Source organism: Pseudomonas sp. Z5-35 (assembly GCF_051131945.1).
GTDB classification, from domain to species: domain Bacteria; phylum Pseudomonadota; class Gammaproteobacteria; order Pseudomonadales; family Pseudomonadaceae; genus Aquipseudomonas; species Aquipseudomonas marvdashtae.
In genome coordinates this window covers 505,850-521,231 of sequence record NZ_CP071640.1, presented here as the reverse complement: position 1 = coordinate 521,231, position 15,382 = coordinate 505,850, and the positions used below count along the sequence as shown (strand labels likewise).

General features: G+C 61.9%; 8 protein-coding genes. 1 reads left to right on the top strand and 7 read right to left on the bottom strand.

Features of this window, described 5'->3' with window-relative positions:
• Positions 1-166: 166 nt before the first annotated feature.
• Complete coding sequence (gene gbcA, locus J3P95_RS02485) at positions 167-1,462, top strand: glycine-betaine demethylase subunit GbcA (protein ID WP_434578845.1); 1,296 nt, start codon at positions 167-169, stop codon at positions 1,460-1,462.
• A gap of 43 nt (positions 1,463-1,505) precedes the next feature.
• Here gbcA and J3P95_RS02480 read toward each other — a convergent pair whose 3' ends face one another.
• From J3P95_RS02480 to dgcA, 7 genes are all read right to left on the bottom strand, one after another.
• Entirely contained in the window at positions 1,506-2,753 is a 1,248-nt protein-coding gene (locus J3P95_RS02480) for a metallophosphoesterase (protein ID WP_434578847.1), read from the bottom strand.
• 27 nt (positions 2,754-2,780) lie between these two features.
• Positions 2,781-4,649, bottom strand: coding sequence for a hypothetical protein (locus J3P95_RS02475; protein WP_434578849.1), 1,869 nt, complete (start codon positions 4,647-4,649; stop codon positions 2,781-2,783).
• A 153-nt stretch (positions 4,650-4,802) separates the two neighbouring features.
• Positions 4,803-8,255, bottom strand: a complete 3,453-nt coding sequence (locus J3P95_RS02470; RefSeq protein ID WP_434578851.1) for a GMC oxidoreductase — start codon at positions 8,253-8,255, stop codon at positions 4,803-4,805.
• 1,004 nt (positions 8,256-9,259) lie between these two features.
• A complete protein-coding gene (locus tag J3P95_RS02465) occupies positions 9,260-10,030 on the bottom strand; it encodes an electron transfer flavoprotein subunit beta (protein WP_434578853.1) in 771 nt (256 codons plus the stop codon).
• A 15-nt stretch (positions 10,031-10,045) separates the two neighbouring features.
• Positions 10,046-11,266 (bottom strand): electron transfer flavoprotein subunit alpha/FixB family protein, encoded by a 1,221-nt coding sequence (locus tag J3P95_RS02460; RefSeq protein WP_434560446.1) that lies wholly within the window; start codon positions 11,264-11,266, stop codon positions 10,046-10,048.
• Positions 11,266-13,215, bottom strand: coding sequence for a dimethylglycine demethylation protein DgcB (gene dgcB, locus J3P95_RS02455; protein ID WP_434560444.1), 1,950 nt, complete (start codon positions 13,213-13,215; stop codon positions 11,266-11,268). The genes J3P95_RS02460 and dgcB overlap by 1 nt, the downstream gene beginning before the upstream one ends.
• A 104-nt stretch (positions 13,216-13,319) precedes the next feature.
• The gene (gene dgcA / locus J3P95_RS02450) at positions 13,320-15,380 is read right to left on the bottom strand and encodes a dimethylglycine demethylation protein DgcA (protein ID WP_434560442.1); all 2,061 of its coding nucleotides are present in this window, start codon (positions 15,378-15,380) and stop codon (positions 13,320-13,322) included.
• Positions 15,381-15,382 lie beyond the last annotated feature (2 nt).

The following is a 15,382-nucleotide window of genomic DNA, read 5'->3' as shown; positions in this document are numbered from 1 at the left end:
GGCTTGCGCGTCGGGAACAGATTGGGCCATGTCGCCCATGGATAAGGTTGCGCCCCTGCGCGGCCCCACACTCGCCCCAACAGATAAACAAAGTTTTCTGCCTTGCGTAGCACAACCGATTAGCCATTTTCACCGGCTCCATTTAGAGAGCCACGAGGATAAAACGATGGACGTCACCACTACCCTGAGCCTGGGCGATCCGCTGGAACCCGCACGCAAGGCCACCGCGCAAATGCTGCAAGAGCGCGAGCGCACCTTCTCGCTGCCGCAGCCGTTCTACTCCGATGAGCGCCTGTTTGATATCGACATGCAGGAAATCTTTCAGAAGGAATGGTTGATCGCCGGCATGACCTGCGAGATCCCGGCCAAGGGCAACTATCTGACGCTGCAGATCGGCAAGAACCCGATCATCGTGATTCGCGGCGCCGAGGGCGTGGTACATGCGTTCCATAACGTCTGCCGCCACCGTGGTTCGCGGCTGTGCACCAGCGAAAAGGGCAAGGTCGCCAAGCTGGTCTGCCATTACCACCAGTGGACCTACGAGCTGGACGGTCGCCTGCTGTTCGCCGGCACCGAGATGGGTGCCGACTTCGACATGAAGCAGTACGGCCTAAAGCCGGTGAACGTGAAGACCGCCGGCGGCTACATTTTCATCAGCCTGGCCGAGAACCCGCCGGCCATCGATGACTTCCTGTCGACGCTGAACCACTACATGGAACCCTACGACATGGAAAACACCAAGGTGGCGATCCAGACCACCTTGTTCGAAAAGGCCAATTGGAAGCTGGTGCTGGAAAACAACCGCGAGTGCTACCACTGCAACGCCTCGCACCCTGAATTGCTCAAGACCCTGCTGGAATGGGACGACGTCACCGACCCACGGGCCGACCAGGCGTTCAAGGACCATGTGGCCGCTTCCGCCGCCGCCTGGGACGCCGAGAAAATCCCTTACGCCCACGCCAGCTTCGGCCTGCGTAACCGCATCGTGCGCATGCCGCTGCTCAAGGGCACCGTGTCGATGACCATGGACGGCAAGCAGGGCTGCGCCAAGCTGATGGGCCGCATCAAGAACCCGGACCTGGGCTCGATGCGCATCCTGCACCTGCCGCACTCGTGGAACCACTGCATGGGCGACCACATCATCGTGTTCACCGTGTGGCCAATCAGCGCCCAGGAAACCATGGTCACCACCAAATGGCTGGTGCACAAGGACGCGGTCGAAGGCGTGGACTACGACGTGGCGCGCATGCGCGAAGTCTGGGACGCCACCAACGACCAGGACCGTCGCCTGGCCGAAGAAAACCAGCGCGGCATCAACTCCACCGCCTACCAGCCAGGCCCGTACTCGAAGACCTACGAGTTCGGCGTGGTGAACTTCGTCGACTGGTACAGCGAGCGCATGCTCAACAACCTGGGAGCTGAACCGGCGCCATACCTCAAGGGCGTTCCGGTCCAGGGTTAAGTCAAAACCCGCATGATCGTTCCCACGCCGGGCGTGAGAACGATCATGGGCTGGACGACCACCGCACACTGCCATCCTCTCCATAAAACGTCTCGACAATCTCCTCCCCCTTAAGCCGCACCTTCACGTACCCATTCAACACCCGCTCCGGATACGCCTCGTCCCCCGCCAATTCCGTTTCCGACCACAGCACCCGGGCATGCCCGTTCAGCTCGCTGGTGGTGCCGTAAGGGATCGCCCCGTGCCCGGCGCAACGCGCGTGCAGTCCGCCTTGCGGCGCGTAGCAGATGCCGTTGTGCAAATGCCCCCAATACCAGTAATCCGGTTCACGCCCCAGGGCATCGCAGACCGGTTGGTAGAGCGCGGTCTTGTGGTGTCCGGAAATATCAAAGCCCTGGTGATGACTGAGCACCATGAGCTTCTTGCGCTTGGGCAGGGTTTTCATCCACTCGATCTGCTGAGTGTTGAGGGTGCCGTCCATGTACAGGTTCATGGCGTCCGAGGCGTAGGCGCTGTCCAGGCCGACCACCAGCCAGTCGTCGTTGTACAAGGCAAAGTAGCTGGTGCCTTGCTGCACCGGGAAGCGCTTGGCCAGTTCCTTGAAATAGCCGTGGCCGCCGCTGTACATCTCGTGGTTGGAATTGAGGGTGAACGAGCCGTGCTTGCCCTGGGGCCAGCCGACCATGTCGACGTCTTCCTGGGAGTGCGTGCCGGCGTAATACACGTCGCCCAGATGAATGGTGAAATCGGCAAGGGCCAATTGCATCTGGTTGGCCACCGCCACCGCCGGCGCGTGGCTGTCGAACGGCCCAGTGCCCCAGTCGCCGGCAATGGCGAGTAGCACATCGTTGTCCATTTTCACCAGCGCCGGGTTGGTAGCAAACGGCGCGTGATGGCGCAGGTTTTCGATCCACTTGAGCAGCGCCTCGCTCCACAGCAAGTCCAGCAGCTCCCACTTTCGACAGCCCAGCAAAGTGCCGTCCTTGAGTACCCGCGTTGGCAGCTCCTGTTCTTTTTGCGGCAAGGGCGTGGCGTTGCCGATCTTGAGGATCGAAAGACCATGGGCCAGCTCCCATGGCACGGCCGGTTCGTCATCGGGCAAGTCACCGTGCTCGATGACATGCCGGGCCTGGTCGTGGCCTCGCTCCAGCAATTTGACGATGGCCTGGAATTCCTCGGGTTCCAGGTCGTTGACGAGTTTTTTCCAGGACATCTCCAGTCGCGTGACCAACCCATGCAGGCGGACCTTGACCTTGTCGAACTCATGTTCCCAATGGTGCAGTAATGACATGTGAACGCTCCTTCGTTTTGCCCTGGGCTACAGGGTCTTCATGTATTCGATCAGGGCCCGTTTGTCGACGTCCGACAGTTGCGTGCCATACAGGTGGCCACCGTTATGGTTGCCTTCCAGGCGGGTGTCGTATTTGAAATCCGCTGATACCTTCATCTGCGCACCGCTGGTGATGAAGCCAACCTTCTGCGGGTCGTAGATGTCGGAGCCCGTGTAGAAGACTTGCGGACGTTGCTCCGGCGGTTGCAGCAAATCCCACAGGGTCGGCACCGAACCGTTGTGCAGGTACGGCGCGCGCAGCCAGATGCCGTCAGTGGGCGTGTTGCTGTAGCTCTGGGTCTTGCGGTAGGCGCCAAAATCGAACGGCGCTTTCTTGAAGCCGTGGAACGCCGTCACCAGCCCGGTGGTGAAGGAATTCAGCCGATGGGGATCGGTGCCCAACTGGTCGATGTTGGTAGTGACCTGGCCGGTGTCGCTGCGGCCGAAGTCGTGGCAGCCGGCGCAGTTCTGCTCCCAGATCGGTTTGCCTTGGGCGACTTTTGCTTGATCCAAAGCGAACGGCCATGCCGGCGCCTTGTGGCCCAGCAGCCAGTTGGTCACCCGGTTGAAACTCGGCGGCAGCACCGACTGCGGCGTCGCGCCCACGGCCATGGCGGCGGCGTAGTTGCGTTCGTGGATCTGGTTGTTATTGCCGTCCCAATGCAGGTACATGGACTCGCGGGGTTTCTGGTTCCAGACCTGGGGCAAGTCCACCGTGCCGATGGTGGAATCATCCGGGAAGCCGAACACCACCATCTTGGTCGGGTTGAAGGTATCGGTCCGCCCTGGGCCTTGGGCCGGACGCAGCTTCTGCCAGGCGTAGGCCTGTTTCTGCTTGAGCAGCGAGCTCTTGGCCATCGGGATGATCAGGTAGCGGTTATAGAGCTTTTCGAAGAACCCCAACTGGAACTTGCCGTTGATCGCCGCCATCACCGCATCAGGGGTGAATTTCGGATCGCTGGCACACTCGTAGGCGAACCACTGGAAGGCTTGCAGTTGCAGGGTATTGGCCGGCGCGGCGGCGACCGGCACCGCGACGTCAGAAGCATTGGCCCGGTAGGAACCGGTGTGGCACAGGGCGCAGTTCGGCTCGACCGTGGGATAACCGAGCTGCCGCTTGGCCATGCCGATGGGTAGGTCGTTGCCGTTTTCATAGAGGAAACCGAACACCTCGTAACCGCCCGGCTTGGGCAGCTTTTCCGGGCACATCTGCGGCAGCACGGCGAACAGGTAGTAGGGAATCCGCGCCTCGATGCCCAGGCCGATGGCGGCGTATTTGTAATGGTCTTCGTCGGAAGCGAAGTCCGGTTGCGGTACCTCGCGGATCATCTGGTACCAGGTCTGGTAGCCGATGAAACCAAGCACCAACAGTACGACCAACAGTCCTGTTTTGAAGCCATGGCTTTGCCAGCGCTGTGCCCAGCCTTCACGCCACTCTCGCCAACCGACGCAAAGCAAGGCCAGCGGACGATTTTCCCGCGGGCTGCCCAAGTACAACAGCACGCCCAATATCAGGAACATGCCCAGGTCGCCCATCAACATCGGTACGAACAGCGCGCCTTGGTTACTGGTGTTGATCAGGTAGATCCAGAACACCACCGCCACCAGCCGCGAGAGCACGCACAACCATGAATGCACTACAAAACGCGACGCGTTGAACCCCGAGGGCATGTAGAACAGGCTGATCCCCACCAGCAACATGCCGGCGTTTTCCAGCCAGGGATCGGATAGAACCGGCGGCAGGCCGAGCATGGACGTCAGCAACGCCGGGGCGAACAGCGCCGGAATCGCGAAGACCATGTTCATGACGATTCCGATCCAGATAATGCGTTGGAACCAGCGGATGTAAGTGTTCATGGCATCCTTTTCCTTATTCCTGACTCACCACAAACCCATGTGGCGAGGGAGCTTGCTCCCGCTGGGCCGGGTAGCGGCCCCCAAGACTTCAAAAGCGACGACTGCTTCGCAGCCGAGCGGGAGCAAGCTCCCTCGCCACGGGATAGTCATACTTCAACCGAGCGCCGTCTTCTCCAGGTGCCCGAGGATGATCGGATACACATCCACCACCGCGTCCTTGCCGAACATGCAGTCGATGTGGCCGTAGCCGGGGACCTCATGGCGGCTGAACAACTGCGGCCCATGCATCTCGCACAACCGCTCGTAGGTCTTGAGGGTGCTTTGCGGCAGATAGCATTGGTTGTCGGCACCACTGATGAAGCAGATCGGCAGCTTCAGCCGATCAAAATGCGGCATGTAGACGTCGTTGCCCTTGAAGTCCACCAGATGCCCCTTGCGCACGATCAGCGCCAAGTGCTCGAAGGTCTGGATGTTCGATTCGCCGAACAACTCATGCAGGTTGTCGTGCAGGGTTTCGTTGAGGGTGTCGTGGCGGTACAGCGATGCATACATGAACGTAATGCGATGGCAGACCGGGTTGGTGCAATAGCCCTGGGCCTCGATCCGGGCATAGCCATTGAGAGCCTTATCGTAGAGTTTGTTGAACCAGCTTTCCTTGGTGTCCGCGTAGGCCGTCATGGACTTGATGCCGATGGCATCGAGCATGCCCGGCAAGTGCAAACCGGCCTTCAGACCCGTGGCGGTGGCGACCACCGTGTCGGCGGCGATCTGCGAGCAGACCACCGAACGCACGCCCTGCAAGCCCGCCAGCATTGACATGAAAAAGGTCGTCGCGCCGTAGCAATGCACCACGCATTGCACGTCGCGGGCCAAGGTTGCCTGTTGAATCTGCCCGATGGCGGCCTTGAAGTCGTACTGGGCCACCTGATCGCCGTTCCATTCGTTTTTACTGGCCGGCAGCAGGATGCTCACGCGCAGGTCCAGCAGCCAGACGTCGTACTCGTGCTTGCACAGGTATTCCAGCAGATTGGTGTGAATGGTGTCGGTGGAGAAGATATTCGAGCCCACGCCCAAGCCATGGACCAGCATCACCGGGCCTTTGCTGCCGGCCTGATAGCGGGTCAGGCGCAGCTCGACGTTGTCTTCGGTCTGGAAGAAATGCACCACCGGCGCGGGCGCATCCAGCGGCCGTTTCAAGCGAGCTGGCGCGTCGGGGTTGAAATAGACATCGCCAGCGAACACTCCGCCGTAGCTCTCCCACAGGATTCCAGCAAAAAACTTGCCGAACCGCGCCAGCGCCTCCACCCGCTCACGCTCATTACGGGCGTTAAGCACCTTCATGGTGGTCATCTGCTTGGCGAAGTCGGCCGGCAGGATGTGCATTACCCCGGAGCCGATCACCGCGCCGGTCTTGTCCGGCCCACGATAGAGCGTGACGTACAAGGTGCTGGTGTCATGCCAGATGTTCAGCACGCCGTCGTCCTCCGGCACGGTCTTGAACGCGCTGAAGAAATACTCAGTGCCGTCCTCGGCGGCCAGTTTCATGTCGTAGTTCATGTGCCGCACGCCAACCTGTTCCTGATATTGCTCGAATAGGTTGAATACGCCGTTACTGGCCACCAACGGCTTGGGCGACAACAGCGGCGCGTCGAGAGTGCCCACCAGTGTCGCGGCGTGCTCCGGCTCCTTGATCAGCCGATCGAGGTCGGCAGCGGTGATGGTCAAGGTGAACTCGATGGGCGAGTTGTCGGCCTCGCCCCGCTTGGCCGCAGCTTCGTAAAGAGCCAGGTCGGTGCCCTGGGGTTGGGTGAAGGCGCTGGAAAAATAGCCCTTCATGGTTTCGGTGAACTGCACGCCAAGGGTCGGCGCCGCCACCGGTTTGCGCGGGGCCGAAGGCAGCGCGTAGTCGATCAGCCAACCGCGATCGGCCGCCAGCAGCCCCATGTTGCGTTCGCTCACCGCTGAAATGGTCAGCAGCGGATTGACCGCCAGGGACGTCGGGATCACCGAGCCGTCCGTGACGTACAGGCCTGGGTAGACGTCGGTGCCGCTGGCGCCACTGAACACCTGTCCCTTGTGATTGACCACGCCTTGGCTCGCGTCTTCCCCCATCACACAGCCGCCCAGCGGATGGACCGAGACGATGCTGTGCTTGAGCAGCTTGGTCCAGATCGGGTTCTCGACCCAGATGCCGCCCAGCGCCTTGGTGCTCTGGTGCAACCGTTCGTTGCCGAGGGTGACGTTTTCCTGCTCGCCGACACCGGACCAGTCGATACGCAACTGGTCCTTGTTGTCGAGAACCATGCGGCCCTTACCGTTGTCGTGGCTCATGATCAGATAGGTCTGCATGTTATGCAGCGCGCCGTAATACGGGCCACGCAGGAAGCTTTCGGCTTCGCGTCCCTTGTATCTGAGGCTGGCACCGAACCCGGTGTCGGTGGGCACGCCGACCATCTCGGCGAATGCCGCCATGCTCGGCACCATGGCCCGGCCGAGGGCGCCGGGGATCGAGCCCTCTTCGATCACCATGCGGCTGCGCCAGTCGCCTTCGGTGCGCATGTCGATCACCGAGGTGATGCACGGCCCCACCGGTTCCAACTCCTTGGCCGAATGGGCGCCGAAGCCGATGCCGTTGATGACTTGGTCGCAGTTGTGGCCGAACCCGAGGATGTCGCCGTTACCGCTCATGTTCTCGCCCAACTGGTTGGACATGGACAGGCCCTTGTCCCGTGAACGCAACATGATTTCGGTGGAACCCAGGGTACCGGCCGACACCACCACGATACCGGCGCGTACGAACAGCGTCGGCGCCGAGAACATTTCGCGGCCACTGTCCAGGTACTGGAAATGCACGATCCAGCCGTCGCCATCGCGCTCCAGATGGCGCACTTCGGCCTGGCAGAAAATCTCGGTGCCGTGGTTCCAGGCGTCCGGCAGGTAATTCATCAGCGTGGTGTTCTTGGCCTTGTTGTTACAGCCCGAGACGCAATCACCACAACCATTGCACGGCAACTGTTCGACGCCGACGTGGTTGAGGTTGTTCGGCAGCTTGTCGAACGTCACGTTGATCGGCGGCCTGTAGAAGTGCGCGCCCTGCTTGAGGTAGTCAGCGGATTTCTTGTGGGCATCGAGCTTGGGCAGGTTCGGCGCGGACGCCGGATAGGGATTGGGCTTGAGCATCTCCCGGGCCCGCGCGTAGCCGTCCTTGAGCAACGTGTCGCTGTGTTCGCGCATCGCCAGCGGCCAGCGCGGGTCCTCGAACACGCCCGGCTCGGCTTCCAGCGCGACGTTGGCGTTGATCAGCGAAGTGCCGCCCAGGCCACACCCGACCACTACGTTCTGCTGGGCGTTGACGTGCAGGTCGAACAGCCCGGTGCGCGAACCGATGTGGCCGTCCGGGTCATGCACTTGCAATTCCTCGGTGGCGGCGAGCAACGTGTTGGGGTATTCGCCCGGCTGGATCTCCCGGCCACGTTCCAACAGGCAGACGCTGCGCCCGGCCCGGGACAAGCGCGAGGCGGCAATCCCGCCGCCGTATCCCGAACCGATGACGATAACGTCGTAGTGTTCCTTGATCTCACTGATGGGGGTCGATATCCGTGTCATGTTCAAGTCCTCTCAGGCAGAAGGGGCAACTCTGCGGTTGCCTGTAAATTCACAGGCGCATGAACGCCTGGCCACTATCCCGTATGGGTTAAAGCGGCAGTCAACGGTGTTGATCGGGGGGAAACTCAGGCGCTATAGGCGTACTCGCTGATGGGCTGCACGATGAGCGCGCTGGGGTAGCGAAGTAACAGGTGTCGGGATGCACGTCGGGGCTGAAGCGGGATACGGGTGGGGGGCCTTGCTATCCATCGTGCGTTCTCCCTGAACCAGATATGGATAAAGTCGCGCTGTCCTTGTGCCCTGAGTGAAGACAGCCGACACCTCTACGTCAAGGCGGTTCCTTAGAACTGTATGAAATTTGATCTATTGCCTTTCGCGCTAAGCCCGCTGCGGCCTTCAGGGTTCCGCGAACAAGTTATCCACAAGGACACCCACAGCAAATGGGGACAAATGCGCGCAGGTCGGGAATTTTTTCTACGGCAACGCGAATAAAAACCGTGACTTATGGAGGATGACGGTTTTACTGGCTTATCGGTTGTTTTTTGAACAAACCTCTGTAAGCCCATGAATACATGGGCTGTGGCGGTGAACAAACACCTTATCCACAGAAGCGCCAACAGGGTTTGGGGGTAATTTTGACGCTTCTGTGGAAAACTCCATGAACGGCTTGTAAATCGCGGTTTACAAAGGTTTTCCTGATAAAAAACGCCAATCGATCATTTTATGACCAACCCACTGAACACCCCGTCCCGTACGGCTTGCAGCGTTGAGCGAACATCTTATCCACAGAAGCGCCAACAGAGATTGGGGGCAAGTATCAGAGGCTTAGTGTGGCGGTTGACAAAAACCCCGAAAAAACCGCCAGTTAGGCCGCACGTTTTTTGAGCGAAGGCCTGTAAGGCTTGATTGACGCGTGGTGCACCGAGAAGCGAACAGGTTATCCACCCCCTGTGGGGAGCTTGCTCGCGAGGGGGCCAGGACAGTCAATCGTGGTGAGTCTGGGCTCAGCGAACCACCCCTTCCTCCACCAACAGCTTGAGAATTGCCTCGGCCCCCGCCTCCGGGCTGACGCCCTTGAGCACCTGCCCACCTCCGCCGCTGGCCTTGGCCGTGGCAGCTTTCATACGGTCGGCGCCGCTCTTGGCCTTGATTACCTTCAGGCGCTTGGGCCGTGGCTTGGCCGGTTGCAGGGTCGCCACCGTCAGCAAGTTGTCGTCGACCACTTCGACTTCTTCAGCCTGTAATGCGCCACGCTGCGCCGGGCCGTAGGCACTTTGACGGGGCTTGGGGGCAGCGTTATCCACAGTGGCGAGAAACGGCAAGCGCACCTTGAGCCGTCGCCGCTGGCCACGCGGCAATGCTTGCAGCACCAGGGCCGCGCCGTTTTCGATGGATTCCACCTGGGCCAGCCCCACCACCAGCGGCCACCCGAGGTTTTCCGCCAGCAAAAACGGCAGCATGCCCGAACCTTCGCCGGTTTCCGCCTGGCTGCCGGTGAGCACTACTTGAGCGCCGGCGTCGCGCAGGTAATCGGTCAGGGCCGGCAGGGCGTCGGCGCCCTCCGGGTTTTCCAGCACATGAAGTTCATCCAGGCCCATGCCCAGGTAGGCACGCAAGGCCGGTTCGGCCACATCGCCGGCATGCAGCACTTGCAGATCCGTGCCGGCGAGTTGCAGGCCCAGCTCCACGGCGCGGGCGTCCTGTTCGGCGCGCCGGGGTCGACCGGAGGTCGGGTGGGCGCCGATGGAGACGAGGCTGATCACTTGGGTACTCATGAACGTTTCCTTAGCTTAAGCCGCATCGCGCCTGGCTTCGTTGCGGTAAGCCTCTACCGCCGCGATCAGGGCCTGGAGAATCGCCGCGCTGTCGCCGATCACCGACAGGTCCGCACGCTTGATCATGTCGCAGCCGGGATCGAGGTTGATCGCCACCACCTTGTCGCAAGCACCGATGCCTTGCAGGTGCTGGATCGCCCCGGAAATCCCCACGGCCACATAGACCCGCGCCGTAACCCAGGTGCCGCTAGCGCCGACCTGACGGTCGCGGGCCATGAAGCCGTCATCCACCGCCACCCGCGAAGCGCCTTCGGTGGCGCCAAGGGCCGCGGCCGTCCTGTGGAAAAGCTCCCAGTCCTTGACGCCGTTGCCGCCGGAGAAAATGAACTCGGCCTCAGCCATCGGAATCGCGCCAGGATCCACCGCCACCGCACCGAGGTCTTCAATTCGCGACAAGCTGCGGGCCACGCCTGTGGATAACTCCACCGGCAAGGCTTCGTGACGGGTTTCGCTGACTGGCTCGGCGCATTCGGCCGCTGCCAGGATCAAACGCGCCAACGGCCTGGCCAAGTCTTGCAGGCCCGCACCGGCGCGGCCGATACACTCCTCGCCCTTGACCTGCCAGACCCGCGTGGCCGGGCGCTCGCCCAGGGCGGCGGCAAAACGCCGACCCAGTTCGCCGCCACCAGTGCGGCTGTCTGGCAACAACCAATGCCGCGGGCCGAACTGGTTATCCACAGCCCGCAGGCCTTGCACCCGTTGTTCCGGTGCATAGCCGCTGAACTCTTCACCTTCAAGCACCAGCAAGCGGTCCACGCCCGCCGTGGCGAAGGCATTCTCTTTATGCTCGCCGAACACCACCGCCAGGACCGCGCCTTCCGCGCCCGCCAGCTGGTGGGCGAGGCCCAACAGATCGCGGTCGTGACTGCTGAGACGGCCACCGACCATGTCCGGCACTACGCTGATGTAGAACGCCGGTTGCGGCACCTGATGCAATGGCAATTGGACTTCCACGGCAGCGGTGCGTTTGCTCGCACCACCTTGCTGGACACCGCTGCGATCAATCCGCTTGATGCCGTTGGGGCCGATGAAGCCGACGCCGTGGACGTTCTTGCGAATGACGCCATTGGGCCCCATCCAGCTGTGCTGTACCGGTTGCATGGCCGCATGCAGCGGGTGCAGGCGGTTGCGGGCGATCCACTCGGCGCGAGGGTCGCGGCGGATGATGTCGCTCATTAATGCACCTCCGCAGGTTCACGTTTGGCCGGGGTCACGGGCTTGCTCGGGGCCGCGTCTTCGAGCAGCGCGTCGGCCACCAGTTCGGCAATGTCCTTGATCATCGGCCGTGGTTCGACCACGCCCTCCAACATCGCGGTGCACTGTGGACAACCCACGGCCACCAGTTCGGCGCCGGTTTCGCGGATGTCGTCCATGCGCATGTCGGGAATGCGCTGCTTGCCCGGGATGTCGGTGATCGGCGCACCGCCACCGCCGCCGCAGCAACGCGAGCGGAAACCGGAACGCTGCATTTCCTTGACCTCGATGCCCAACGCACGCAGCACCTGGCGCGGCGCCTCGTACTCGCCGTTGTAGCGCCCCAAGTAGCACGGGTCGTGATAAGTCACGCTGTCGCCTTTGTGTTGGCCGAGGTTCAGCGCGCCGGCGTCGATGATTTCCGCCAGGTAGGTGCTGTGGTGCTGCACCAGGTAATTGCCATCGAAGGCACCGTATTCGTTTTTCAGCACGTGGAAGCTGTGGGGGTCGCAGGTGACGATGCGATTGAAGCTGTATTTTGCCAGGGTCTGGATGTTGCGCTTGGCCAACAGTTGGAACGTCGCTTCGTCACCCAGGCGCCGGGCCACGTCGCCGCTGTCGCGCTCTTCGAGGCCGAGCACGGCGAAGTCGATTTTCGCTGCCTTGAGCACTTTGACGAAGGCGCGCAGGGTGCGCTGGTTGCGCATATCGAAGGCACCGTCGCCGACCCAGAACAGCACGTCGGTGGATTTCTTCTCGCTGAGCAGGTTCAAGTTCAGGTCTGCGGCCCAGTTCATCCGCCCGCCCGGGGCGAAACCACCTGGGTTGTCGGTGGCGATGAGGTTTTCCAACACCTCGGCGCCCTTGTTCGGCGTGGCGCCTTTTTCCAGGGTCAGGTGGCGGCGCATGTCGACGATGGCATCGACGTGCTCGATCATCATCGGGCATTCCTCGACGCACGCCCGACACGTGGTGCAGGACCACAGGGTCTCGGCGTCCACCAGACCGTTGACGATCGGCTGATGCGGGTTACCGCCGTGCTCGCCTACGGGCTTGCCTGGGTAAGGGCTGCCGGCAAATTTCGCATCGGTGCCGCCGGCCAGGCCGACGACCATGTCCTGGATGAGTTTTTTCGGGTTCAACGGCTGGCCGGCGGCAAACGCCGGGCAGGCTGCTTCACACTTGCCGCACTGCACGCAGGCGTCGAAGCCCAGCAGCTGGTTCCAAGTGAAATCCTTGGGTTTTTCCACACCCAGCGGCGCGGCGCGGTCGTTCAGGTCCAGCGGCTTGAGACCGGTGGAGCGGCCACCGCCAAAGCGTTCGGCACGGCGGTGCCAGGCCAGGTGCAGGGCGCCGGCGAAGGCATGTTTCATCGGCCCGCCCCAGGTCATGCCGAAGAACATTTCCGACACGCCCCACAGCACGCCCAGGCCCAGCAACGCCACCAGCAACCAGCCGCCAAAGTCCGCCGGCAGGATCCCGGCCACCGGCAAGGTCACCAGGAAGAAGCTGATGGAAAACGCGAACAGGCTTTTCGGCAAGCGCATCCAGGGGCCCTTGGACAGCCGCGAGGGGGGATTGCGGCGGCGCAGGGCAATGAAGATCGCGCCGCTGAACATCAGCAGCGTGGCGAACAGCAAGGCATAGCCGAGGATGAGGTTTTGCAGGCCGAAACCGTGCACAAGAATGGCCAGCACCGCCGCCAGGACAAACCCGCCCGCCGTGGCGACGTGGGTGTTGGCGATGTACTTGTCCCGCGCCACCACATGGTGCAGATCCACCATGTAGCGCTTGGGCATGGCGAAGAGGCCACCGATCAGGTCGACTTTGGAGGGTCGGCCCCGGCGCCACATATTCACCCGCCGCAAGGCACCCAGGGCAGCGAGGCCGAGGGCTGCGAACAGCAGGATTGGAAGAAGGGTGTTTAGCATCAGAGTTACCTCAAGCGGCAAGCTTCAAGCCACAAGCGGCAAGTAAAAGCCAGTCCTGCATTGCTCTTTTCTTGCAGCTTGAAGCTTGTGGCTCGTGGCTGTTCTTAAAAATCCTTGCACAACCGCAGGGCGTCATAGATGGCGGCGTGAGTATTACGCTGGGCCACGCAGTCGCCGATGCGGAACAGCAGGTAGCCGTCGCCGCTCTGCGCAAGACACGGCTGGGGCTTGATCGCGAACAGGGCTTCGACGTCGATCTGGCCCTTGTTGCGCGAACCTTCCTTGAGCGCGTAGTAGATTTCTTCGTCCGGCCGCACGCCGTTCTCCACCACCACCTGGTCCACCACGCGCTCTTCCTTGGCGCCGGTGTATTCGTTCTCCAGCACCGCTACCAATTTGTCGCCTTCGCGGTAGACCTTCTCCAGCATCATGTCCCCGGTCATGATCACTTCCTTGGGGTACATGCTGCGGTAGTAGGTAGGGAACGACGTCCCGCCAATGGCCACGCCAGGCTTGATGTCGTCGGTGACGATCTCGACCTGGCTGCCTTTGTCGGCGAGGAAGTCGGCCACCGACATGCCGGTGAATTCGCAGATGGTGTCGTAGACCAGCACGTTCTTGCCCGGTGCCACCTTGCCATCGAGCACGTCCCAGCTGCTGACCACCAGCCCTTCGGCGGCGCCCCAATGTTCGTTCTGCTCGATGAATGGATGCCCGCCGACGGCTAGCACCACCACATCCGGACGCAGGTCCATGATGGTCGGCGCGTCGGCGGCAACGCCCAGGCGCAGGTCGACTTTCAAGCGCGCCAGCTCCAGTTGGAACCAGCGAGTGATACCGGCGATCTGGTCCCGTTGCGGGGCTTTCGAGGCCGTGGTGATCTGCCCGCCGATGAATTCCTTCTTCTCGAACAGGGTCACGTCGTGTCCACGTTCGGCGGCCACACGCGCCGCTTCCATCCCCGCCGGGCCGGCACCCACGACGACCACTTTGCGCTTGGGCCCGGTGGACTTCTCGATGATGTGCGGCACGCCCATGTATTCACGGGACGTCGCGGCGTTCTGGATGCACAGCACGTCCAGACCCTGGTACTGGCGGTCGATGCAGTAGTTTGCACCGACGCACTGCTTGATCTGGTCGATCTGGCCCATCTTGATCTTGGCGATCAGGTGCGGGTCAGCGATGTGAGCGCGGGTCATGCCGACCATGTCGACGTAACCACCCTCGAGGATTCGCGTGGCCTGGTTCGGGTCCTTGATGTTCTGCGCGTGCAGCACCGGGACCTTGACCACTTCCTTGATACCGGCGGCCAGGTGCAGGAACGGCTCCGGTGGATAACTCATGTTCGGAATGACGTTGGCCAGGGTGTTGTGGGTGTCGCAACCCGAGCCCACCACGCCGATGAAATCGAGCATGCCGGTATCGTCGTAGTATTTGGCGATCTGCTTCATGTCCTCGTGGGACAAGCCGTCCGGGTGGAACTCGTCGCCGCACAGGCGCATGCCCACGCAGAAATCGTCGCCGACTTCAGCGCGTACGGCCTTCAACACTTCCAGGCCGAATTTCATGCGGCCTTCGAAGCTGCCGCCCCATTCGTCGGTACGCTTGTTGACCCGCGGGCTCCAGAACTGGTCGATCATGTGCTGGTGAACGGCGGACAGCTCGACGCCGTCGAGGCCTCCGGCCTTGGCGCGCTTGGCGGCGCTGGCGTAATTGCCGATCACCCGCCAGATTTCCTCCGGTTCTATGGTCTTGCAGGTCGCACGGTGCACCGGCTCACGCACGCCGGACGGCGACATCAGCGTTGGCCAGTTGAAACCGTCCCAGCGTGAGCGACGGCCCATGTGGGTAATCTGGATCATGATCTTGGCGCCGTGCTTGTGCATGGCGTCGGCCAGGTTCTGGAAGTGCGGGATGATGCGGTCGGTGGACAGGTTCACCGAACTCCACCACTCCTGCGGGCTGTCGATGGCAACCACCGACGAGCCGCCGCAGATCGCCAGGCCGATGCCGCCCTTGGCCTTCTCTTCGTAATACTTCACGTACCGGTCGGTGGTCATGCCGCCGTCGGTGGCGTAGACCTCGGCGTGCGCGGTGCTGAGCACGCGGTTGCGGATGGTCAGCTTGCCGATCTGGATCGGCTGGAACATTGCTTCAAAAGCCATGG

Bases quoted from the DNA above. Each gene is read 5' to 3' on its own strand.
- gbcA (WP_434578845.1), top strand. From the start codon at position 167: ATGGACGTCACCACTACCCTGAGCCTGGGCGATCCGCTGGAACCCGCA.
- J3P95_RS02480 (WP_434578847.1), bottom strand. From the start codon at position 2,753: ATGTCATTACTGCACCATTGGGAACATGAGTTCGACAAGGTCAAGGTC.
- J3P95_RS02475 (WP_434578849.1), bottom strand. From the start codon at position 4,649: ATGAACACTTACATCCGCTGGTTCCAACGCATTATCTGGATCGGAATC.
- J3P95_RS02470 (WP_434578851.1), bottom strand. From the start codon at position 8,255: ATGACACGGATATCGACCCCCATCAGTGAGATCAAGGAACACTACGAC.
- J3P95_RS02465 (WP_434578853.1), bottom strand. From the start codon at position 10,030: ATGAGTACCCAAGTGATCAGCCTCGTCTCCATCGGCGCCCACCCGACC.
- J3P95_RS02460 (WP_434560446.1), bottom strand. From the start codon at position 11,266: ATGAGCGACATCATCCGCCGCGACCCTCGCGCCGAGTGGATCGCCCGC.
- dgcB (WP_434560444.1), bottom strand. From the start codon at position 13,215: ATGCTAAACACCCTTCTTCCAATCCTGCTGTTCGCAGCCCTCGGCCTC.
- dgcA (WP_434560442.1), bottom strand. From the start codon at position 15,380: ATGGCTTTTGAAGCAATGTTCCAGCCGATCCAGATCGGCAAGCTGACC.